Below are 22,894 nucleotides of genomic sequence, written 5' to 3'. Positions count from 1 at the left end.
CGCACCCCGGCGGTCCGGCCGGCCCTGGGTGTCCGCGAACCGTTCCACGACTACCGGTTCGGACGTCGATCCGTGCTGTGTACCGAACTTCCGTGCGGACCAGCGGGCCCCCTGGCACCTACCCGGCCGTGAACTCGACGATGCGGCAACGAAGTTCCTCCAGCGCTCGCTTGGCGTCCGCATCGAGGGGTCGGAAGGGTGCCCTGCAGTCACCGGTGGGCAGGTCGGGAGCCCCGGCCAGGTACTTGGCGGCAGGGAAGATCCCATGACGTACTGCGATCTCGACGGCGCAATTGATCTGGGTCTGGATCGTGCGCGCCTCCGCCAGATCTCCGGCGACGAATCGTTCCCGGACCCGGAGGAACAACTCCGGCTGGAAGTTGACGGTGGTGCCCACCGTCGCCGTCGCGCCGGCCGCCAGTGCCGAGAGGTAGATCTCGTCGAACCCGTTCAGGAACACCTTCTCCGGGTACTGGGTGACGAGCCGCTCGAGGGTGTACAGGTCGTGGGCCGTGTGCTTCATACCCACCACCTGCGGATCGGCGAAGAGGTCGCCGACATTCGAGACGTCGAAGGATATCCGGGTGAACTGCGGGATGTTGTAGAGCACCACCGGCACCTGCACCGCGGCGACCACTGCGCGGTAGTACCCCAGAACCTCGGCTGCCGTCCAGTGGTAGTAGTACGGCGGGATCAGGGACACCGCTGTGACCCCGTCGGCGGCCGCCGCCCGTGCGAGGTCGATGGCGTCCTGGGTACGGATCGTCCCCACATGGGCGATGGTGGGCACGCGCCCAGCAGCCTGCTCTACCACGGTGCGGACCACATCGCGGCGCTCCTGATGACTCAGGAGCAGGCCCTCGCCGGAAGATCCGCAGCAGTAAAATCCCTCCACGCCGCGACTGAGCTGTCGCTCGACCAGTTCCCGTAGGACTCCGAGGTCCACGGACTCGTCCGACCGCATCGGCGTGACGAGAGCCGAGAACACCTTGCGCAAGGAAGACATGTCGCTCACCATGCGGTCCATCCACCGTCGACCACGAGGTTGGATCCGGTCATGTAGGTCGACGCTGCGGATGCGAGAAAAACGGCCGCTCCGTTGAACTCGTCCGCCGTCGCCATCCGACCGATCGGCATGCGCTCGATGTAGTTCGCCTGGAATCTCGGGTCCTGGGTGTCTCGTCCGACCCCGGACGGGGTGAGGGTGTTCACCCTGATTCCTTCCCGACCCCAGTAGGTCGCACAATACCGAGTCAGGTTGTACAGGCCCGATTTGGCGGCGCTGTAGGCCACGGGTTTGACGAACCGGTCGCCGTCGTCGGCTGTGAAGGCGTAGATCGGTTGCTGCGGAGAAACCATGCCGTAGATGGAGCCGATGATGATGATCGAACCGCCGCGCCGGGCCGCCCGCATCCGCTTGCCCACTGCTTGGGTCATCAGGAAGGTTCCGACCAGGTTGACTTCCACGACTTCCCGGAAGATTTCCTCCGGGAAATCCTCGAACGGCCCGGACACCTCCGGTGGCGCACTCGGTTGGGTGTCGATGCCGGCGTTGTTGATCAAGACATCGGGTGTACCCCATCGATCCCCGATCGTATCGAGGGCCGCCTCGATGGACCGCCGGTCACAGATGTCGGCCGCCACGACCAGCAGATCCGGCGCACCGGCGGCGTCTCCGAGAGCCTGCTCGGCGCGAGACCCCGTTGCAGTGCGCGAGATTGCTGCCACTTTGGCGCCGCGGTTGAGAAACTCCCGCGTGAATTCTGCGCCGATCTGACCCAGAGCCCCGGTGATGACCACGACCTTCCCGGCCACCGAGAACAACGGATCCTCGGTGCCCGGGGCAGGCATGGCGCTCATCGGGCGTGCTCGTTCAACCAGGGCCAGTTGAACTCGAGCCCGTGACCGGGCACATCACGTGGCGCCAGGAACCCGTTGCGGTGCGGCTGCGGTTCGATCACCTGCAGGTCGGTCATCGTGCCGCCGTCGGTCATTTCCCCGCACAGAGCATTCGGGGTGGCACACAGGATGTGCGCGGCCAGCTCGAGGGTGAAGTGCGGTGCCATGGGGACGTTGAAACTCCGTGCCAGCGCGGCGATGTCCAGCCACGGAGTGATACCGCCGACCCTCCCGAAATCCGCTTGGACGAAGTCCACGGCGTCCGAGGCCAGATACTGGTTGAACTGGTTGAGGGTGTAGACGTTCTCACCGAGACCGATCGGAGTTCGGGTCCGGGCACGCAGCCTGGCGTGGCCGAGGACGTCGTCACAGGGCAGTGGTTCCTCGATCCAGTAGAGGTCGAGGTGCTCGAACCGCTGGAAGGCCTGGACTGCCGCGGGGTAGGACCATCCCTGGTTCGCGTCGACCATGAGCGGGAACCGGCCGACAGCCTCCCGGATCTTGGTGAGCCGCTCGACATCTTCCTCGAGGTCGGGCTTGCCCACTTTGACCTTGGCGGCGAAGAACCCGTCCGCCTTCCAGCACCGGACCTGTTCCACGACTTCTTCAACGGACAGGTGCAGGTTGATGCCACTGCCGTACAACTGCACCCGATCCCGCTGTCGACCGATGACGTCCACCAGTGGCTGGCCCCGCTCCTTTCCCACGAGATCCCACAACGCGATGTCGATCGCGGCCAGAGCCAGGGTGGTGACTCCCCCGGGTCCGTTGTCCCGGAGGTAGCGCCAGGCGTCGTGCCAGACACCGCGCGGGTTCACCTCGCGACCGTCAAGGATGGGCAGCAGCTCGGTCAGCATGGCCATCATGGTCTGGCCACCGACGCCGGAGGTGTGGCTGAAACCGGTCCCGGTGATGCCGGTGTCCGTGGTGATCCGGGTGGTGATGATCTCGATGTCGGTGACCCGGTGGATCTGGTCCCCCCATTCGCCGTGCGGCAAGGGGATGCGCGAAAGCATCAGTTGAATGTCAGCAATCTTCACAGTCAGTGGCCTCTTTCGTCTGGATGGGTACGCATGGTGGTCGCCCGCTGGCGGTCTGGAAGCGGCGCAGGTCTCGGAGGGTGCCGGTTCAGCCCTTGACCGCACCGGCAGCCAGGCCCTCGACAAGCCGGTTCTGCACCAGGAAGAACCCGATGATCACCGGAACGACGGACAGCACTCCACCGGCGGTCAGCAGATCCCAACGGATCTGGAACTCGCCGATGAACAGGTGGAGCCCGATGGGCAGGGTCCTGGTGGAGTCGGAGGCGGTGAACGTCAATGCATACAGGAACTCGTTCCACGACAGGATGAAAATGTAGGTGCCTGCCGCGACCAGTCCCGGAGTCAGCAGCGGGAGGATAAGTCGCTGGATCACCTGGAAGGTCGAGGCTCCGTCGATCCGTCCGGCTTCTTCCATCTCCCGCGGGATCGAGTCGAGGAACCCCTTCAGCAGCCAGGTGGCGAACGGCGTGGCGAAGGCTGCGTGCACCAGTGCAAGCCCGACCTTGCTGTCGAGCAGGTCGAACGTCTGCAATTGACCCTGGAGGGAGATCACCAGCAGCACGGCGGGGAAGAGCTGAGCCAGCAACAGGCCGGTCATCACGAAACGCTTGCCGCTGAACTCGAGACGGGACAACGCGATCGCCGCGCCGGTTGCAACCACCAGGGTGAGAGGCACCGCGATCAGTGCCACCAGAAAGCTGTTCCGCAGGAACGTGAGGAACGGCGTTCCGGTCAGCAGCTCCCGGTAGGCATCCAGGGTGACATGTGCCGGCCAGAGCGAGGCGCCTGCGGTGTCCAGCTCCGACTGAGGCGTCAGAGAGGTGATCACCATGATGAGATACGGAGCCAGAATGGTGGTCAGCCAGCCGAGGAGTCCGACGTACAACCCGATCCGCGCGACTGAGCGGTTGCTGGTGGCTGTCGCAGTGATCATGACTTCTCCGATCGGCGCGTCATCCTCAGGTACATCGCGACGAAGATGCAGAGAATCACCGCTTGCAGCACGGCGTAGGCGGCGCCCTTGCCGAGATCGGCGGACTTGTAGGCAGTGATGTACGACTCCAGGGCCCACGTGGTCGAGGACGTTCCAGGACCGCCCTGGGTCATGATGAGAACCAGATCGACGTAGTTTGCGGTCCAGATCAGCCGCAGCAACGTGGTGATCATGATCGTGGGCAGGATCACGGGCAGCACCACCGAACGGAAGGTGGCGAACCGCCCGCATCCGTCCACCGCGGCTGCTTCCCGCAGATCCGGCGGAACTCCCTGCAGCGCAGCCAGGATCATCACCGCGAAGAGGGGGACGCCCTGCCAGACGTCGATCATGATCAGCGTCGGCAACGCGGTCCCCGGTGAACTCAGCAGTTCCAGCGGCTGATCGATCAGATTCAACCCGAGCAGCACCTTGTTGAGGATGCCGTGGTTGGGATCGAGGATCCACAGCCACATCAGGGCGACCAGCACGCTGGGTGTCGCCCACGGGATCATCGCCAGACCACGGAAAACGCCACGGAGTACGAACCGCTGGTTCATCAACAGAGCGGCACCGAGTCCGCACACCAGTTGGATTGCGACGGCCCCGAACGTCCAGACCGCGGTGTTACCGGCGAACGTGCCGAAATCACGATCGGTGACAACGCTTCCGAAGTTGTCGAATCCCACGAACTTGACGATGCCCTCGAACAGGTTGGCCTCGTTGAAGGCGTACCAGACCGACCGGAGCAGTGGGTAGCCAGCGAAGATCCCGACCAGGACCAGTGCGGGTCCGAGCAGCAGGTAGGCCTCGAAATCTTTGATCCGGCGGCGCCGACGGGCGGTGTGCGGACGCGCATCGTCGACCCGCGGGCTGCCGGCCGGGGCCACGACCCCGGCATCAGTCGTGCTCATTTCTTGTCGAGGATGCCGGCGATCTGGTCCACGGCCGCGTCGCTGCTGAGCTGACCGAGGAAGGCCTGCTGTTCGATCGTCTGCCAGTCCTTGGCGGCCAGTTGCGCCGTTCCGGGCAGTGCAGGCCAGGTCTTGGCCGTCTCCGCGGCCTTGACGGCGACCTTCAGAGCCTCGTCCTCGGTGTAGGGCGCCTGAGCCGCGACGGATGCCAACACCGGGAGCTGGCCTCCGCTGGAGGTGGAGATCTTCTTCATCGGGCCCGCGGTGTCCAACCACGAGATCCATTGGAACGCAGCCGCCTTCTTCGCGCTCGAGCTCAGGACGATGTTGCCGCTCATGGAGCCCAGGGTGGCGCCGGGAGCGCCGTCGACCGTCGGCAGCGGTACCACACCGACCTTGTCTCCGAGTGCTGATCGCACGTCGGCGAGTGACCCCGGATGGTGGATCATCATGGCCGTCGTCCCCGTCGTGAAGTTCGTCTTCACCTGGGCGAACGCGGCCGTCACCGATCCCGGCGGTGTCAGTTTGTCGGTGGCCAGCCGGACATAGAACGCGTTGGCCTTCTTGGCAGCATCGTTGTTGATCGACACGGCACCACCCGCGTCGACGAAGTCGCCGCCGCCGGCGAGCATCCATGCAGCCCACTGGTCCTGACCGCCGGCACCGCCGCGGACGTCGAGCCCGAACCGTTTCCCGTTCGTCAGTTTCGCAGCGGCGTCGAGCACGTCCTGCTGGGACTTCGGCGCTGCCAGTCCGGCTTCCTTGAAGTAGTCCTTGCGGTAGTACAGATAGAGGGTCGTGTACTGGTGAGGCAGCATGTAGATCTTCTTGTCACCGGGCAGTTGCCCGGTGGCCCAGAGTGCCGGAGTCACATCGGCTTTCCCCGCCCAGCCGTCCACGTCGGCGGTCAGGTCGGCGACCATCCCCTTGGGAGCGAACTGCCCGAGCCACCAATCCTTGCTGCGCGCGGCATCCGGGCCGGCCTTGTTCGCGGCGGCCGTGATCAGCTTGTCCTGGTACTGGTCCAGGGGAATGACCTCGACGGTCACCTTGACCTTCTGCTGCGATGCGTTGAACTCGGTGGCCAGTTCGTTCCAGGTGGTGTCGGTGGGGTTGTCCTGCCACAGCCAGTAACGGATCTCGACCGGCCCGGACCCTTGGGCAGAGGTGGAATCGCCACCCCCGCAGCCGGTCAGCGCCAGCGCCGCCGCGAGCAGCACCGCACAGGTCGCGACGCGTTTGCGAAACTTCATCGTGTATCTCCTCGTTGAAATAGCGGATGTTCTTGACGCGGGATGACGGTGATTCGGCAGCGTCAACCGGCAGGCCGGGCCTCCTGCTCCGGATGGTCGCGCAGTGACACCACCCGTCGCCTGACGCCGTAGAAGTGGGCATCGAGTTCGTGCGCGGCCAGTCTGATGTCGCCGTCCGTGATGGCATCGGCGATCGCCAGGTGTTTGCGAGCGACCGCAAGACGGTCTTCGTCGGCGGGTCGACCCGCGGTGTAGGCATGGAAAACCCGCCAGTACGCCGTCATCAGGCCCAGCAACATGGTGTTACCGAGGGCCGCGAACATCAGGCGGTGGAATTCCTCGTCCTCACGTGTGAACGGCCGTCCCGCCTCTGCCTCGGAGATCATCCGGCCTGCCAGGTCACGAAGGCGGGCAAGATCCAGGGGTGTCATCTTGTCGACAGCCTGCGGGAGCAGCGTGGTCTCCAGGGTCTGCCTCAGTTCGAGGAAGTCGGCCAGCGCCGACGAACCGCCCGCACCGAGAACGCCCCCGATCTGTTCGCCGAACGTCGTCCCGTCGAAGCCACGCCAGACTCGACGCGCTCCCTGTCGGGCGTCGATCGCACCGAACGCCTCCAGCACGCGGAGACCTTCACGGATCTGCGGGCGTCCGACAGCCAATGCAGCGGAGAGCTCGGATTCGCTGGGAATGATGCCGCCGAGACCGATGCGTTGATCACGCAGCGTGCGCAGGATTCGCAGATGGGCGGGGACCGGGTTCTCGGTCGAGGCCTTGTCGGAAACCAGAGAATCGTCTGTCTTGTCGGACAAGCTAGCCACCATTTCCTTCATTCAAGCGGGCAGGCGAGGTGGGAAATTCCTCTGAGCACGAAACCTAGAGCGGCCGCCGAGCTATGGTCAAGCAGTTCTTTGTGTACTTGTAGGACATGTCCGCGACAAACAGGACGGGGTGTCAGGCCGGGCGACGGCGTTGGGGTCGGTCACCCTGGCCGATCACCATCGGATCTGGGAGCGACCGCGACGGGTCGCACGGTGGGTGCTCGGGCCACCCGAGGAACCGGCTTCGCCCCACCAGACCGCTGGCATGTGGTGGACCCGATCCATTCCCGCGACGACCTGCGCGTCGACATCCAGGCGCTCGGCTGGATGTCAGGTGGTCGCTACCGCCTGCTCACCGACGACATCGCCTCGACCGCGCTGTACTACCTGGACCGACCCACTTCGGCCCACCCCGCGCTGCCGAGCAACGACGACCTCGAGGTGACGGGCGCACCGATGGATCCCCTCACCTGAGCTGTCCTGACGGGATCTCGACGCGCTCGTTCCTCGCTTGCTCGATCACCGGAGAGTTCGATGACCGAGCGAACGAACGAGTCGAGATGTGTTGCCCGAGAACCGATCACGTCACGTCGGGATCTCGACGCGCTCGTTCCTCGCTTGCTCGGTCACCGGTGATCTCGGTGATCGAGCTGGGTCCACGCCGAGCGTCAGCGGGGTGGGGATGAGACGCGATCCGTTGCGCGAGAACCGATCACGTCACGTCGGGATCTCGACGCGCCCGTTCCGCGGCCCCGATCTCTGGCTGGTACTGCGAGGTCACAAGGAAGGGACGGCCTCTCGGATCCGGACGCTGAGGCAAGTCACGCACCCCTCGAGCTTGGTGAACTCGCCGATGTCCACCTCGGTCACGTCGATCCCCCGATCCCGCAGCAGCGCGGCGGATTCGGGGGCGTCGGAGCTCATCACGATCGCGTTCTCACCGATCACCACCACGTGGGAGCCACCCTCCTCCGGCATGGCGAGGAAGGTCGGATAGCGCTCGACCTCGTCCACCAGCGGCAGGTACCCGATGATCGTGCCGTCGGGCAGCGCGGTCACCGCGCTCTTGAGATGGAGCGCCTTCGTCAACGGGATCGCCACCACCGTCCATCCCCGCGGAGTGAGCCACTGGGTCAGCTGATCTGCGGCAGCCTGGTTCGTCGATGCGGTGAGCCCCACGTAGACGGTCCGTCCGACCTTGAGCACGTCACCGCCGTCCATCGCCGCCGGATCCTCCAGCCGCAACAGCGGGATTCCCAGCGATTCGACAACCGTTGCGGTGTCACGGATCTCCGGGTGGCGCTGCGGCCGGTTCGGGTTGGTGAGCACCGCGACGTCACCGAACATCACCACCGTGTCCTCGACGAACACCGAGTCCGGCAGCGCGTCGTCCGGCGGGACCTCGACGATCTGCCACCCCGACTGCTGCAGTACGGCGACATAGGCGGCCCATTGCCGGAGCGCCAGCTCCAGGTCGATCGGGGAGCGTTCGATGAACGTCACCATGCCGTCGGCGAGAGAGGTGGCAGGACGGCGCACCAGAGCGATCATCCGGGCAGCCTACGACGCGACCGGAGACCCGATTCCGGCGGCGGGTTGTCAGGATCGGGATCGGGGGTTATCGTCGGAAGCGCAATCCATCAAGACCGGCAGAGGGACAGGCCCGATGAAGCCGGGGCAGCCTCTCGTGGAGCAATCCACGAGAAAGGTGCCAAATCCTGCGGAGCTGTTTCTCGGGCCCCGGAAGATGGAGCGTGACGACGGGCCCTTCGGTGGCGTTCCGCCCTCACGTGAACCTCTCTCCGGCGTTCGCCGAAACTTCCCTCAGCAGGTTGGCAAGCCTGACTCCTGGGAAAGGCACGACATGACGCAGCAGGACTCCCCCGCCGCCTGTTCCGACACTCCTCGAGCCGTCTCGCAGCTGACGCGAGGCTTGCGCACCGGCATCGACTCGGACCCGGCGCAGGGCGCGATCATCCCGCCCCTCTACCTGTCGAGCAACTTCTCCTTCGCCGGTTTCGACGAGCCGCGCCAGTACGACTACACCCGCAGCGGCAACCCCACCCGGGACGTGCTCGCCGAGGCGCTGAGCACCCTCGAGGGTGGCGCCGGTGCCAGCATCACCTCGACCGGGATGAGCGCCATCACCTTGTGTGTCAACGCACTGCTGTGTCCCGGCGACACGATCGTCATCCCGCACGACTGCTACGGCGGAACCTGGCGACTGTTCGACACCCTCTCCTCGCGCGGCCAGTTCGAGTTGGTGACCGTCGATTTCGGCGACCAGGACGCGGTCAATGCGGCGCTCGAGGCCGGCCCGACGGTGGTCTGGTTGGAGACGCCGTCGAACCCGCTGCTGCGGGTCACCGACATCGAGCTGGTGACCAGGGCTGCGCATGCGGTCGGCGCCCTCGTCGTGGCCGACAACACCTTCCTGTCGCCGATCCTGCAGCGGCCCTTCGAGTTCGGGGTCGACCTCGTCGTGCATTCGACGACCAAGTACATCAACGGCCACAGCGACGTCGTGGGTGGCGCCGTGATCGCGAGGACCGGTGAGCTGGCCGAGCAGATCGCCTACTGGAGCAACGTGCTGGGCCTGTCCGGCAGCCCCTTCGACAGTTACCTGACGGTGCGTGGGCTGCGAACGCTGCACACCCGCATCCGGGCGCACCAGGAGAACGCGACGGCGATCGTCAATGCCATCGCGGCGCACCCCGCGGTGGGCTGCGTGTACTACCCCGGCCTCACCTCGCACCCGGGCCACGAGATCGCCGCCAAGCAGCAGGACGGGTTCGGCGCGATGTTCTCGATCGATCTGGCCGGTGGCGAGACGGCCGTCCGCGCCTTCCTGCAGGGCCTGCGGTGCTTCTCACTGGCCGAGTCGCTCGGCGGTACAGAGAGTCTCGTGGCCCACCCCGCCACCATGACCCATGCGTCGATGAGCGCCGAAGCGCGCGCGGTGGCAGGCATCGGTGCGGGTCTGCTGCGACTGTCGGTCGGGATCGAGCTGGCCCAGGATCTGGTGGCCGATGTGCTGGACGGCCTCGACCGGGCGCTCGCGGCAACCTGTCCGACCGGACCCACAGAGATCGCCGAGGAGCTGCCGGCCCCGGGACGGGTCCTCGCCCGGGTGAGCTGACGGGCAACGGAACGCACGTCCGCGTTTCCGACACGCGCAGGACGAGACCGGCCCCCGACGGGGCCGGTCTCGTCGTTCAGGGGGAGCGGTCGGGATCCCACTTCTTGCCACCGAGCTCGGAGGCGAGCAGCGTCATCGCAGCTTCCTCCGGGTCGTGGACAGAGGCTGGGGATGCAGCGGCGGCGGGATCTCCGTAGTCGTCGGGGATCTCGTCCTCGAACGCCGGATCATCCGGGTCCGGAGGCGCCTCGGGCATCGGCCAGTCGTCGGCGGCGGGGACCGCCTGTGCACGGCTTGAGCCGTTCGAGCGAGGGGCCGCACGCTGCGGTTCCTGGCTCCGGGCCGGAGTGGCCGGACGTGGCGCTGCCGCGCTGGACGGCCGGGAGTCGGGTCGCTGGCCGTTCGCAGCCTGCTGGTCCGAGCTGCAGTCGATCGCCCAGTCGACTCCCAGCACCTGGTGCAGAGCCGCGCGCAACGGCTCGGCGTTACCCGTCTCGACCACCCGCCTGGCCATCCCGGCGGTGGGCATCGACAACTTCAGGGTGCGCCCTTCGACTCCCGCGACGGTCGCCGACTCGAGCAGGATCTGGGTGGCCCGGCGGCGGCGCTGGACGTCCTTCAACACGTCCTGCCAGACCCGCCGGACATCCACGACGCCGATCTCGGCGCCACCGGCCCGCCGTGGCCCGCCCTCGGGGGGCGCTGCCGCGGGCTGCCGGTCCCGGTCGGCCTCGGCCGATCGGTCTCCGGGGTGCTCCGGCGTCGGGCGCTGCGGCTTCGCCGTCGGGGGCTGCCCGGTCTCCGAAGGTTCCGCGGCCGGACGGTCGACCGCAGGGGCGGCCTGCCGGGCGGCCGGCGGCTGAGCTGCCGGAAGTTGCGCCGCTTGAGGTCGGTCTTCTGCAGATTGTGCTGCGGCAGGCTGTGCTGTTGGACGCTGATCTGCCGTGGGCCCTGCTGCCGGAGGCTTTGGCCGGCCCTGCTGGGCACTCAGAGTCGGTCGCTGTGGCAGTCCCAGCGAGGAGGCCGCTCTCGCGGGCGGCCCTGCAGGTTCGGGAGCGGATGCCGAACCCGGCTGCCCAGCCCGCTGCGATGTGGACGGCGCACCGTCCGCGGGTGGGGAGGGCTCGCGTTCAGAGGGCATAGGTCCCGGCGTGGCCTCGGGTCGGGGGGAGGCCGGTCCGGACGCGGAGGTTCCCGCGTCTCCCGGCGCCGAGTGCGACTCGGACGTCGCCGGGATCACGGCTGCCCGGGCAGCCGGGGTGGCCGCCGGCACGCGACGCACCGCAGCAGGTTCGGATGGCGCGGCAGTGGGTTCAGGACGCGCGGCAGCCGGGTCAGGACGCACGGCAGCGGGTTCAGGACGCACAGCAGCAACTGCGGGCCGCGCGGCCGCGGGTTCGGCGGCGCCGGTTCCGGGGGCAGCCGCGATGTCCATCCGCCGCTCCACCCGCTCCAGACGCTGCAGGAAAGCGGCATCATCGTCCGCGGCGTGCGGCAACAGCATCCGGGCACACATCAGCTCGAGCACCAGGCGGGGAGCGGTGGTGCCGCGCATGTCGACCAGACCCGTGTGCACCACGTCCGCGAGCCGGCTCAGGGTGCCGGCGCCGATCTTGTCGGCCTGCGCGGTCATCGAGGCGAGCTCGTCGTCCGGCGCGTCGATCAGCCCGCGTGGTCCCGCATCCGGCACGGCCTTGAGCAGAATCAGATCCCGGAGGCGTTGCAGCAGATCGGCCGCGAACCGACGCGGATCGTGGCCGGCCTCGACCACCTTGTCGACAACCCCGAACACGGTGGCGGCGTCGGCGGCGGCCAACGCGTCGGCCATCTCGTCGAGCAGTGCCGCGTCGGTGACCCCGAGCAGCGCGACCGCGTTCGCGTAGCTGACACCGTCCGGACCGGCACCGGCGAGCAGCTGGTCGAGCACCGACAGGGTGTCGCGAGCCGAACCACCGCCCGCCCTGATCACCAGCGAGAAGACGGCGGGATCGACGGTGACCCCTTCCTGCCGGCACAGGTTCTCCACCAGCGTGCGCATGGTGGCGGGCGGGATCAGCCGGAACGGATAGTGGTGCGTCCGCGACCGGATGGTGGTGAGCACCTTCTCCGGTTCGGTGGTCGCGAAGATGAAGACGAGGTGCTCCGGTGGCTCCTCGACGATCTTGAGCAGCGCGTTGAAGCCCTGCGGCGAGACCATGTGCGCCTCGTCGATGATGAACACCCGATAGCGCGACTGCGCAGGCATGTAGAACGCCCGATCGCGGAGCTCACGGGTGTCGTCGACGCCGCCGTGGCTGGCCGCATCCATCTCCACGACGTCCAACGATCCGGAGCCCTCGGGTGCCAGGGCGACACAGCTGTCGCAGACGCCGCACGGATCCGGGGTCGGACCCTGCTCGCAGTTCAGGCTGCGCGCAAGGATCCGGGCGCTGGAGGTCTTGCCACAGCCGCGCGGCCCGGAGAACAGGTAGGCATGGTTGATCCGACCGGCGGCGAGCGCGATGCGGAGCGGATCGGTGACATGGTCCTGCCCGATCAACTCGGCGAACGTCGCCGGACGGTACTTGCGATAGAGAGCCAGGGCCACGGTAGGAGACTACGTGCGGCCACCGACGACGGGCGAGCTCAGCCCAGCCGCTCGCGCGGTACCGGCTGGGTCCCGTTCGCCGAGCGTTCACCGACGGCACCCTGCGCCGCCGCCGGTCCGCACCGATAGTGGGTGCCATGAGCAACGACATCGCCGACCTGTCCCGCCGACGCCTGCTGATCAGCGCGGGCGTGGTCGCCGCCGGCGCCGCGGTCGGCGGCGCTCAAGCCGCCGAGGCCTCCCCGCCGAGCGGTCGTACCGGCGCCGTCGATCCGGACGGCCGTCGCGACAGCGCCGCCGGTCGAGGCCCGCAGCAGCAGGTCAACGGCCTGCACCTGCAGTTCGGGCACGATGCCTCCAGGCAGGTCGTCGTCAGCTGGCACACCCTGACGCCCGTCTCCGGCGCCCGAGCCGTGATCGGCCGACCGGACGGGGAGTTCCTGGCCTCGGCGAAGGCGACCACCCGGAGCTACCTCGACCAGCAGGGCGGTGTCACCGTGTACGCCCACCACGCCCGCTTCGACCGGCTCGCACCAGGAACCGACTACCTCTACGCGGCGCTGCACGCGGGGGCGGCGCCGCAGTTCGGTCAGTTCTCGACCGTGCCGCGTGGCCGGACCCGGGTGACGTTCACCAGCTTCGGCGACCAGGGCACCCCGACGCTCGGCAAGCTGTTCCAACCGCCGGTGGGTGTCACGCTGCCCCGGATCCCCTGGGTCAACGACAACCTCGGTTCACCCTCGGCCGGCGACACCACGGCCGGTGTCGAACAGGTCGCTCCGATGTTCCACCTGTTCAACGGTGACCTCTGCTACGCGAACCTGGCTCAGGACAGGGTGCGCACCTGGTTCGACTTCTGGGAGAACAACTCCCGCTCGGCCCGCAACCGTCCGTGGATGCCATCGGCCGGCAACCACGAGAACGAACGCGGCAACGGACCGATCGGGTACCGGGCCTACCAGACCTACTTCGAGCTGCCCGCCGCAGACCGTCAGACGGACGTCACGCGTGGTCTGTGGTACTCCTTCACCGCCGGTGCGGTCCGGGTGATCTCGCTGGCCAATGACGACGTGTGCCTGCAGGACGGCGGCGACTCCTACGTCCACGACTACTCCGGCGGCGCCCAGAAGCGTTGGCTGGAGCGAGAACTCGCGGCCGCCCGAGCCGATCGCGACATCGACTGGATCGTGGTGTGCATGCACCAGGTCGCCATCTCCACGGCCAACAATTTCAACGGCGCCGACCTGGGCGTCCGCCAGGAGTGGTTGCCGCTGTTCGACCGCTACGGCGTCGATCTGGTCGTCTGCGGCCACGAGCACCACTACGAGCGCAGCCACCCGCTCCGGGGCCACGCGGACACGCGGACGCTCACCCCGACCCCCGTGTCGACCGCGACGCACTCGGTCGACACCAGCCGGGGCACCGTCCACATGGTGCTCGGCGGCGGCGGTACATCGGCACCCTCGAACCAGTTGCTGTCCAGCCCGCCGGAGTGTCGGGTCATCGTCTCCGTCGGCGACCCGGATCCCACCACCGGCAAGCGGCCGCCGGTGTACGTCCGCGAGCAGGCGCCCTGGTCGGCCGTGCGGGACGCGGCCAACGCCTACGGGTTCGCCGGATTCGAGGTCGACCCTGGTCGCCGCGGCGGCGAGACGACCATGAAGGTCACCTACTACAACGTGACGGGCGTCGGCGGCGGCCTCGAGGTGTTCGAGACCTTCACGCTGCGACGTCCCCGCCGCGACGGCTGACGACCCGGCCGATCGCACCGTTGCGTGTGAACGCCGCCGGGCCGGCTCCGGCGGCGCAGCGGGTCCGCTGTCAGCTCTGCACGAACACCGCGACGGTGCGTCCCGGGACCGTCACCGCACTGCCGGAGACGGTCGAGGTCCGCACGACCGGGTCCGTGCCCCCGGCCTGCACCGGGCTCAACCGCAACGCTCCCGCACCCGTCACCGGGACGGTCTGGCTGCCCGGGGTGGCGTTGAAGACGATCACGATCCGCTCCAGCCGCGGGTCCACGTCCTTGCCGACCCGGTCGTCGAGCTGCATGGCGATCACGCCGGCCGCCTGGTCAGGACCCGAGGTGAGGAAGCTGACCTTCTGCTCGATGGTGGCCGCGTTCGGCAACCGGAACAGCGGCGAGGAGTACCGCAGTCGCAACAGGTCTTGGGCGCGGGCCGTGCCGGCGGCGATGTCCGACGGCGCCGGCACCAGCGCCGGGTCCGCCAGCAGCGGCTTCATGAACGCCCACTTCGCCTCGTTCGCCTGCTTCGGGGGCAGCCCGGACCCGAACGTCGAATGCTTGCCGGTCCAGTCGATGCGGTTGAACCAGTCACCCGAGTTGTAGCTGTCCCGGTCGAGGGATTTCGACCGCAGCAGGTCAGCTCCCGCATGCCAGAACATCGGCCCCTGGCCCAGGGTGACGGTCGCCAACGAGACCGTGTTCATCCGCACCCGGTCAACCATCGGGGTATCGGTCGGCAGTTTGTACGCGAGCGTGTCGAACAGCGTCTCGTTGTCGTGCGCGTCCACGTAGTTGATCGTCTCGGAGGGCTCGGCGGTGTACCCGGTGGGTGATCCGTTGTAGTCGATGTCTTTGCCCTGCAAGGAATTTCCGGCAGCATCGACGAGCCGGTAGTCGGCGAGATTGCCGACCAGTCCGACCTTGATGCGATCCTGATCGGCGAGCAGTGTCGCCCGCTGCTCGGCCTCGGTGCCGTTGACCCCACTGGAGTTGGGGTCCGTCAGCAGGCCGGTACCGAAACCCTGCTTGCCCGGATCCTCGTCGAACGGACCTCCGCCGCGGACCGCGTCACGCAGCCGGTCGTTGAACGTGCCGACACCGGTGCCGGCCATGTTCTTCTGGGTGGCCTGGACGAACCGGGCGTCGTCGGCGACCTCACCGAAGTTCCATCCCTCGCCGTAGAGGTAGATCTTCTTGCCGTCCACACCGTGCCGCACGAGGGTCAGCCTGTCCAGGGCGTGCCGCACGTCCAGGATCGTCTGTTTCGGCATGTGCCCCATCAGGTCGAACCGGAATCCGTCGACCTTGTACTGCACCGCCCAGGTGACCAGGGAGTCGACCGTGAGCTTGTTCATCATCATGTGCTCGGTCGCGGTGTTCGCACAGCACGTCGACGTCTCCAGCGCTCCGGTGGCCGAGAGTCGGTGGTAGTACCCGGGAACCACCTTGTCCAGCACCGACTTCGGATCCTGCCCCGAGGCTGAGGTGTGGTTGTAGACAACATCCATCACCACCCGCATCCCGATGCGGTTGACGGCCGAGACCATCTGTCGCATCTGGAGTGTGCGTGCGGAGCCGTTCGGATTCGTCGAGTACGAGCCTTCGGGCACGGTGTAGTGCCACGGGTCATACCCCCAGTTGAAGCCGTCGGTCTCGGCGACCGCGGCGGTACAGGCCTGCTGGTCCTCACCGGCCGGATCGGCCGCAGTGAGTGCCGGCAGGTCGCAGGCAGGTGTTGCCTGCTGTGACCGGTCCTCCTCGACGGTGGCGAAGTCGAACACCGGCAACAGGTGCAGGGTGTTCAGACCGGCCCGGGACAGCGCAGCGAGATGCTGCATGCCCGCGCTCCCACTGTGGGTGAACGCGGCGAACGTGCCGCGGTCGGCGGCGGGCACCGTGCTGTCGGACATCGAGAAGTCACGGACCTGCAGCTCGTAGACCGAGGTGTCGGAGGGCTGCGCGAGCTGCGGTTTGACCAACCGGGTCCATCCCGCCGGCTTCAACGCCGGCGCCGCGAGATCAGCGAGCACCGAGCTGGCCGAGTTCGTGGTCAGCGCGACGCTGTAGGGATCGGTGACGACGTTCCGCTCGACCTTCCCGGTCTCCGGCACGTACACCGTGACGGCGAACAGGTACCGCGCATCCCGCCACGACGGCGACCCCTTGACACTCCACACGCCGGAGTTATTGCGCCGCATGGACACGGTCGATTGACGGGTCGAACCCTGCGGCGTGAGGAGCACCTCGACCGATTGCGCGGTCGGCGCCCAGAGCGCGAGGACCGGTCGGTCCAGGCGCCAGGTCGGACCCAACAAGGCCTGCTTCGCCGACGGATACAGCGCGTCCAGCAACCACGGCAGCTGCACCCCGGTCGCATCGACGAGCTTGCCGGCATCGTCGTAGGCCGCAACGACCACCTGACCGGAGGTGATCTGCTCGAGCAGGCGCCGGTCGCGACTGGCCCAGGTCGGCAGCCGCAGGGCGTCGTAGGCGGTCAGTTCCGGGTGCTGCGCGGTGAGTCGCTTCCCGATACCGGCGGCGTCCCGGGTGAGGGCGATCGAGTCGCCACCGGTGACGGCGGTGGTGTCCAGGCCGAGTCCTCCGGTCGGCGCGAAATGCAGCCGGTAGTGGTACTGGTCGGCTGTCGCGGGAAGATTCCACGCCACCACCGAGGTGTCCAGTGCCTGCGCCTTCGACTGCCCGAGATCGGCATCGGTCGACGACGCGGACGACACCGTCAACACATGCGTGGCCAGCACGTAGGAGAACGTCACCACCGAGCCGGCGGAGACGGTGTAGGTGATGTTGGCGCCGCCCGCCTCGCCGCCGGCGCCGTAGTTCTCGTCCCACGACAGGCCGTGCGCGACCTTGGTCTCATAGCTGCCGGCCGGGATCCGGGCGGTGGAGAAGGTGTAGACCCCGTCACCATCGGGATCCTGCAGCCATGGGCGCAGGCAGTCGGGCGAGAAGTCAGCCGGGCAGCCCAGCTCCGACTGCGCTGTGCCGGGGGCCGTCACGATCGGGCCCTCCGCGCTGCTGGTCACCCAGTGCGTCGAGGGGTCGTAGTAGAAGGTGACCGTCCCGCTCGCCGGCACGGTGACCGGGACGTTGCCGCCGTCACGCTTGGCATTCGCGCCGTAGTTCTCCGTCCACGAGTCGTCGATCGAGGCCTTGTAGTTGTACTGACCGGCCGGCAGCGTGAAGGTTCCGGTCCAGATCCCCGAGTTCGCATCGAGCGTCAGATGCGTTGTCGCGCAGTCGGGTTGCCAGTCGGCACTGCACCCCGCCTCGGACTGCAGATCGCCGGCGATCGTCACCGACGACGGCTGGCTCGCCGGTGGGTCGTTCTGGGCAGCCCCGCCACCGGACGACGGTGGCGCCGGTGCACCGACCACCGCACTGGTCGAGGTCGCTGACAGGTTGCCGGAGTGGTCCTTCACGACGGCCCGGTATTCCACCAGGCTGCCCGGCGCGAGTGCGGAGACGTCCTGGAACACCCGGTAGGGCGCGTTGTCGTCGGTACCGAGCGGCTGCCACGTCTTCGACCCGGCCGGCCGCCAGGCGAAGCTCACCTGGTTGAAACCGCCTGCGGGAACGGCAACCTGGATCGGCGCCCGACCCCCGACGGCGCTCTCCGACCCGACCGCACCCGGGGTGACGAACACCGCTCGCGGGGCGGCCTTCGCGCGTGCCAGCTTCGAGCCGGCCTTCCAGACGACCGTCGAGAGCGCCGGCACCGTGACGCTCACGTGGCCGTCCCGGGCCGAGGTCACCGGTCGGGCGCCGCCGTAGATCGCAGAGAACCGCATGCCCGCGCTGAGGGTGTCGAAGCTGACGGTTTTCGGCTCGGTCGCGTTGTTGGCGGCGACGACGTACTCGACCTGCTCCTTCGCATCGATGCGGCTGAAGGCGAACACTCCTGCGGCGGCGGAGGAATAACGCGGGATCTGGGCGCCGTCCGCCAGCGCCGGGTACTGCTGACGCAGCTTCGAGAGGTCCGCGATGGCCTTGTACACCGGCTGCTGTGTGTCGAACCGCGGCGTCGCCGTGGTCGCCGTGGTACCGATCAGGGTGTCGTCGTTGTAGCTGGCCACCTTGCTGCCGAACATGTCCTGCCGGGCGTCCTTGTCACCGCCGTCGCCGGTGAAGCCCTGCTCGTCGCCGTAGTAGGTGACGGGCTGACCGCGGGTCAGGAACATCAGCTGCTGGGTGAGCAGATCCCGCTTGAACAGATCGGTGCCGCTGTGCCCGCCCGACTGCAGGAAGTATCCGATCCGGCCCATGTCGTGGTTGCCCAGGAAGGTCGGCAGCTCGTAGGCGTTGGAGTCGGTGTCGGTGTAGTAGTCGTCGTTCCCATAGAGCGCAGCGAGGTCCTTGGTCGGCTGACCGAGTCCGAAACCTGTTGCCCTTGCTTGGAATCCGAAGTCCAGCGTCGCCGGGAGCTTGCCTGCGGTGGTGTAGACGCTGGTGTTGGCCGGGTCGGCGTCGTAGACCTCGCCGAACTGGAAGAAGTTCTTCTTCCCGACGCTCGCGGCCGCCTTCTCCATCGCCGGCGCGAACTTCTGCCAGAACTCCAGGTTCACGTGTTTGACGGTGTCGATACGGAATCCGTCGATCCCGAATTTCGCCCAGAACGAGTAGATGTCGGTCATGCCGTCGCGCACCGCGAGCTGTTCGGTGAACAGGTCGTCGAGTCCGGAGAAGTCGCCGTACCGATCACCCTCGCTGCCGTCGAACGCCGCGTCGCCACGGTTGTGGTACTTGAGCGGATCGTTCAGCCAGGCAGGAACCTTGACCGTTGCATCGGCCGCCGAGTTGAACACGGGCGTGTACGGGAACGAGCTCTTGTCGAGCACGGGAAAGGTGTCCCCGGTCGCGTAGTCGTGGTCGTCGAACACCGTCCCCGCCGCATCCCGGTAGGGGACGTCGGACTTCGGGATGTAGGTGTACTTCTTCTGCTGGTAGTCGATGACGTCAGCGGTGTGGTTGGTGATGATGTCGAAGAAGACCTTCATGCCCTTGCCGTGCGCCGCGTCGATCAGCTTCTTCAGATCGGCGTTGCTGCCGAGGTGCGGGTCGATCTGGGTGAAGTCGGTGATCCAGTAGCCGTGGTACCCGGCACTGACATTCACTCCCTGACCCTGCACCGGCCGGTTCTTGAAGCTGGGCGTCAACCAGATCGAGGTGGTGCCCATTCCCTTGATGTAGTCGAGCTTTCCGGTCAGGCCCGTCAGGTCACCGCCGTGGTAGAAGCCCTTGTCCGTCGGATCGAGCCCGGTCGCGAGCCGCGCCTCGGTGCCCGGCGGCGCGGTGATTCCGCCGGCGTCATTGCTCTGGTCGCCATTGGCGAACCGGTCCGTCATGACGAAGTAGAACCGCTCCTTCGTCAACCCTGCGCGGAGACTGTTGCCGGCCAGCGCGCGATCGTCCTTGGTGATGCCCGGCCCGGGCACGGCCGCCGATCGGATCGTCGTGACGTGGCTGGCGTCCTCGAAGCTGAAGGTCACCCGAGCGGTCGCGGTGAGCACCAGCGGGATGTTGGCGCCGTCCGGAATGCCACCGGCGCCGTAGTTGACGGTCCAGCCGTGGTCGAGGACGACCTTGAACTCGTACGCACCCTTCGGCAGCTCGAGCGTCCTGGTGTGGACGCCGTCTCCGGCCACCAGATCGGTGGCCGAACAGGCGGGATCCCAATCACCGGGGCAGCCGGCCTCCGACTGCAGTGACCCGGCGAGCGTCACCGGAACCGCGGCTGCGGCCGCGGCTGCGGGGAGCGCCGCAGTGGGTGGCGCCGCGACGGCCGCACGGGGCGCTGCAGCTGCAGGCCCGACCAGGAGTGCGGATCCGCCGAGCACCACCGCGAGGACGACAGTGAGGTGCCGTCGGAGCGAAGTGCGCCTGCGCGAGTGAACGATGAGACGGGACACGAGGTGGACCTCCGACAGGCGGCGACGATGACGTATGCGGGTGACGGGACAGCGGATGTGGAGCCTGTCACATCGGACGGCGCCCGCACCACCGCCGGTCGAGTTCCTGGCTCGTTCCCGTCCAGGGGGCAGTCCGGTTACACTCGACGGCGGACCCCCGCGGCGTCCATCTCCTCAACTCCCCCAGGGCCGGAAGGCAGCAAGGGTCCGGGAGCTCTGACGGGTGCGGGGGTCCGCTGCATTCCCGGACCCGCATTCCCGGACACACATTTCCCGGACAGGGTGTGCCGATCAGGAGATGTCGCGCCGACGGAACAGCCAGGCCGAGCCGATCGTGATCACGGCCGCATAGGCCAGCAGCACCAACCCGCCCTGCAGGTTCGTGAACACCAGCTCCTGCGGGTTCATTTCCTGGGTCTGCGGGTCGTAGACCGGATCAACGAAATAGTGCAGCCCGCCGGGGAGGAACCAGGCGACCGCTGCGCTGGTGAATTGGTAGGGAACCAGGTACGGGTTCAACGAGGAGAGCACCGTCTCGACCCCCAGCAGGTAGACCAGGGCAACCCCGAGGGTGGCCGCGGTGTTGCGCATCAGGTTCGCCAAGCCGAATCCGAGCAGAGATGTCGGGATGACGAACAGGGCGGCGCGCACCTGCATCTCGAACAGTCCGGTCCAGAACTCCGGCCTCGGCGGATCCGACTGCTCCACCGGGATCCCCTTGGTGGCCAGCAGGATCTTGCCCGTCACGTACCAGATCAGCTGGGCCAGCACCGCGAGCACGAGCAGCACGCCGAGCAGCGCGGTCAGCTTGGCCGCCAGCAACCGAAGACGTCGCGGCTCCCAGAACAGCCAGGCGACCAGGTTGCGGCTGGACCATTCGGCGCCGATGGACGTCGCACCCAGGAACAGGCCGAGCATGCCGACACCGATACCGACGGCGAGCGTGAGCTGCTGGAAGCGGTCGGCGTCGAAAGGCGTGACGTCGACGAACCACCGGACCTCCATGTCCTGTGCGGTCGGTTCGGGCCCGCAGTATTCGGCGACGGGGGTCTCCGACGGTCGCTGCGGGTCGGTCAGGCACTGCTGGTAGTACGCCTGGTTCTGCTGCAACTGAACGTCGCGCGCAACCGTTGCCCTGGCCATCACCTCGGGAGTGACCTTCTCGAAATGGGTGGCCAGGACCACCAGGCCGATCAGGTACCCCAGTAGTCCGATGCCGACGAGGACGACGAAGAATCGACGGGACCGCAGCCGACGCAGCTCGACCCGTACCAGCCGTCCGAAGGTCGGCGCCGAAGTCGGTTCGGTCGCCGGCTCCAACGAATGACGTCCTGATTGCGCGACGCCCGTCATGACGCCTCCCGTGGCCGCGTGCTGTGAGTTCCGGAAGGCGCGGCCTCCTCGTCGCCGGTGATCTGCAGGAAGACGCTCTCCAGATCGGCAGCGATCGGGGTCAGCTCACTCAGGTACAGCGAGGCCTGCGCCAACGCCTGCGTCACTCGGGCGGGGTCCTGCACGCCACCGACCCGCAGGTGGTCGACCTCGGCGGTCACGCTGAACCCGTGGCGTTCCAGGGCCGCTCGGCCGAGGCCCGCCGGATCATCGACCCTGACCCGGAAGTCACCGGAGGATCCCGACCGCACCAGGTCGGCGACCGAACCGGCGGCGATCACCTGGCCCTTCGACATGATCGCGACGCGGTCGCACACCTGCTGCACCTCGGAGAGCTGGTGCGAGGAGAGCAGCACCGTGACCCCCGACCCGCCGAGCCTGACGATTAGCTCGCGGATCTCCCGGATCCCGGCTGCGTCCAGGCCGTTGCCCGGTTCGTCCAGGATCAGCAGCTCCGGGTTCTTCAGCAGGGCAGCCGCGATGCCGAGCCGCTGCTTCATCCCCAGCGAATAGGCCTTCACCCTGTCCCCGGCCCGCTCCCGCAGGTCGACCAGCTCGAGCATCTCCTCCACCCGGGCCTCGGGGATCCGCGAAGCCTGGGCCAGCAGCGACAGGTTCTGCCGTCCGCTGAAGTTCGGGAAGAACAGCGGCGTCTCGACCAACGACCCGATCCGACCGATCACCTGCGGCAGCTCGTCGGGGACGGAACGGCCGAGCAGCTTCATGCTGCCGCTGTCCGCCCTGGCCAGGCCGAGCAGCAGCCGGATGGTCGTCGTCTTGCCGGACCCGTTCGGGCCGAGGAAGCCGAACACGCCGCCACGGTCCACCTGCAGATCCAGGTCCCGCACGGCGTGCTGCGCAGGCCTGCGCCACCGCCGGTAGATCTTGTTGACGCCCACCACTTCGACGACGTTCGTCACGGTTCCCCCGAGTCCGTCAATTCCGGCACCACCTGCTGCCGACCCACCCGGCAGCTCGCCAGGGACTATGCCCCAGCCGGCACCTCATCGCTCCCTGACGCGCCGCGGGAGTCGGCGGGGGACGACAGCACGGACGATCTGTGGCGCGAGCACGCCCGCGGAGCCGGTAAGATCCTCTGCGGAGGATTCGACTAGCGGCCTATGTCGCACGCTTGGAAAGCGTGTTGGGCTTCACCGCCCTCACGGGTTCAAATCCCGTATCCTCCGCCATTCGAAGGCCCC

Annotated in this window: 15 protein-coding genes, 1 tRNA gene, 1 other RNA gene and 1 riboswitch; of the genes, 5 read left to right on the top strand and 12 right to left on the bottom strand. The window is 67.5% G+C overall.

Annotated features, from left to right (window positions below; translation table 11 throughout):
- Window positions 1-118: 118 nt before the first annotated feature.
- The 7 genes from ABLG96_RS04170 to ABLG96_RS04140 all read right to left on the bottom strand — a co-directional run bounded on the left by ABLG96_RS04170 (window position 119) and on the right by ABLG96_RS04140 (window position 6,912).
- Window positions 119-1,006, bottom strand: coding sequence for a dihydrodipicolinate synthase family protein (locus ABLG96_RS04170; protein WP_353650157.1), 888 nt, complete (start codon window positions 1,004-1,006; stop codon window positions 119-121).
- A gap of 5 nt (window positions 1,007-1,011) precedes the next feature.
- On the bottom strand, window positions 1,012-1,860 hold the full coding sequence (locus ABLG96_RS04165; RefSeq protein WP_353650156.1) for an SDR family oxidoreductase: 849 nt from the start codon (window positions 1,858-1,860) through the stop codon (window positions 1,012-1,014).
- Window positions 1,857-2,915, bottom strand: a complete 1,059-nt coding sequence (locus ABLG96_RS04160; protein WP_353650155.1) for a mandelate racemase/muconate lactonizing enzyme family protein — start codon at window positions 2,913-2,915, stop codon at window positions 1,857-1,859. Before ABLG96_RS04160 ends, ABLG96_RS04165 begins: the two co-directional genes overlap by 4 nt.
- Before the next feature lie 112 nt (window positions 2,916-3,027).
- Window positions 3,028-3,876, bottom strand: a complete 849-nt coding sequence (locus ABLG96_RS04155; RefSeq protein WP_353650154.1) for a carbohydrate ABC transporter permease — start codon at window positions 3,874-3,876, stop codon at window positions 3,028-3,030.
- On the bottom strand, window positions 3,873-4,829 hold the full coding sequence (locus ABLG96_RS04150; protein WP_353650153.1) for a sugar ABC transporter permease: 957 nt from the start codon (window positions 4,827-4,829) through the stop codon (window positions 3,873-3,875). The genes ABLG96_RS04155 and ABLG96_RS04150 overlap by 4 nt, the downstream gene beginning before the upstream one ends.
- Complete coding sequence (locus ABLG96_RS04145) at window positions 4,826-6,082, bottom strand: sugar ABC transporter substrate-binding protein (protein WP_353650152.1); 1,257 nt, start codon at window positions 6,080-6,082, stop codon at window positions 4,826-4,828. The genes ABLG96_RS04150 and ABLG96_RS04145 overlap by 4 nt, the downstream gene beginning before the upstream one ends.
- Window positions 6,083-6,144: 62 nt before the next feature.
- Window positions 6,145-6,912, bottom strand: a complete 768-nt coding sequence (locus ABLG96_RS04140; RefSeq protein ID WP_353650151.1) for an FCD domain-containing protein — start codon at window positions 6,910-6,912, stop codon at window positions 6,145-6,147.
- Between the two features lie 258 nt (window positions 6,913-7,170).
- Between ABLG96_RS04140 and ABLG96_RS04135 the strand changes: the two genes are divergently transcribed.
- A complete protein-coding gene (locus ABLG96_RS04135) occupies window positions 7,171-7,374 on the top strand; it encodes a hypothetical protein (RefSeq protein ID WP_353650150.1) in 204 nt (67 codons plus the stop codon).
- A 303-nt stretch (window positions 7,375-7,677) separates the two neighbouring features.
- On the opposite strand, the gene ddaH is transcribed toward ABLG96_RS04135, so the two are convergent.
- Window positions 7,678-8,451, bottom strand: a complete 774-nt coding sequence (gene ddaH, locus ABLG96_RS04130) for a dimethylargininase (protein ID WP_353650149.1) — start codon at window positions 8,449-8,451, stop codon at window positions 7,678-7,680.
- 83 nt (window positions 8,452-8,534) lie between these two features.
- Window positions 8,535-8,654: riboswitch (SAM riboswitch) on the top strand.
- 110 nt (window positions 8,655-8,764) lie between these two features.
- Here ddaH and metB point away from each other — a divergent pair.
- The gene (metB, locus tag ABLG96_RS04125) at window positions 8,765-10,039 is read left to right on the top strand and encodes a cystathionine gamma-synthase (protein WP_353650148.1); all 1,275 of its coding nucleotides are present in this window, start codon (window positions 8,765-8,767) and stop codon (window positions 10,037-10,039) included.
- Window positions 10,040-10,115: 76 nt separating this feature from the next.
- On the opposite strand, the gene ABLG96_RS04120 is transcribed toward metB, so the two are convergent.
- Window positions 10,116-12,626, bottom strand: a complete 2,511-nt coding sequence (locus tag ABLG96_RS04120) for a DNA polymerase III subunit gamma and tau (RefSeq protein ID WP_353650147.1) — start codon at window positions 12,624-12,626, stop codon at window positions 10,116-10,118.
- 137 nt (window positions 12,627-12,763) lie between these two features.
- Between ABLG96_RS04120 and ABLG96_RS04115 the strand changes: the two genes are divergently transcribed.
- Window positions 12,764-14,377, top strand: a complete 1,614-nt coding sequence (locus ABLG96_RS04115) for a metallophosphoesterase (RefSeq protein ID WP_353650146.1) — start codon at window positions 12,764-12,766, stop codon at window positions 14,375-14,377.
- Window positions 14,378-14,447: 70 nt separating this feature from the next.
- Here ABLG96_RS04115 and pulA read toward each other — a convergent pair whose 3' ends face one another.
- A complete protein-coding gene (gene pulA / locus ABLG96_RS04110) occupies window positions 14,448-20,300 on the bottom strand; it encodes a pullulanase-type alpha-1,6-glucosidase (protein ID WP_353650145.1) in 5,853 nt (1,950 codons plus the stop codon).
- Between the two features lie 146 nt (window positions 20,301-20,446).
- On the opposite strand from pulA, the gene ffs reads away from it, so the two are divergent.
- Window positions 20,447-20,543, top strand: an RNA gene (gene ffs / locus ABLG96_RS04105) — signal recognition particle sRNA small type.
- A gap of 48 nt (window positions 20,544-20,591) precedes the next feature.
- Here the strand turns inward: ffs and ABLG96_RS04100 are convergent.
- The gene (locus tag ABLG96_RS04100) at window positions 20,592-21,653 is read right to left on the bottom strand and encodes an ABC transporter permease subunit (RefSeq protein WP_353650144.1); all 1,062 of its coding nucleotides are present in this window, start codon (window positions 21,651-21,653) and stop codon (window positions 20,592-20,594) included.
- Window positions 21,650-22,612, bottom strand: coding sequence for an ABC transporter ATP-binding protein (locus tag ABLG96_RS04095; RefSeq protein ID WP_353650143.1), 963 nt, complete (start codon window positions 22,610-22,612; stop codon window positions 21,650-21,652). The genes ABLG96_RS04100 and ABLG96_RS04095 overlap by 4 nt, the downstream gene beginning before the upstream one ends.
- 180 nt (window positions 22,613-22,792) lie before the next feature.
- Between ABLG96_RS04095 and ABLG96_RS04090 the strand changes: the two genes are divergently transcribed.
- A tRNA-Ser gene (locus tag ABLG96_RS04090) sits at window positions 22,793-22,882 on the top strand.
- The last annotated feature ends 12 nt before the right edge of the window (window positions 22,883-22,894 follow it).

Source organism: Nakamurella sp. A5-74, from assembly GCF_040438885.1.
Classification (GTDB): Bacteria; Actinomycetota; Actinomycetes; order Mycobacteriales; family Nakamurellaceae; genus Nakamurella.
Note: the sequence above shows the minus strand (reverse complement) of the source record. Positions and strands in the feature narration are given on the sequence as shown.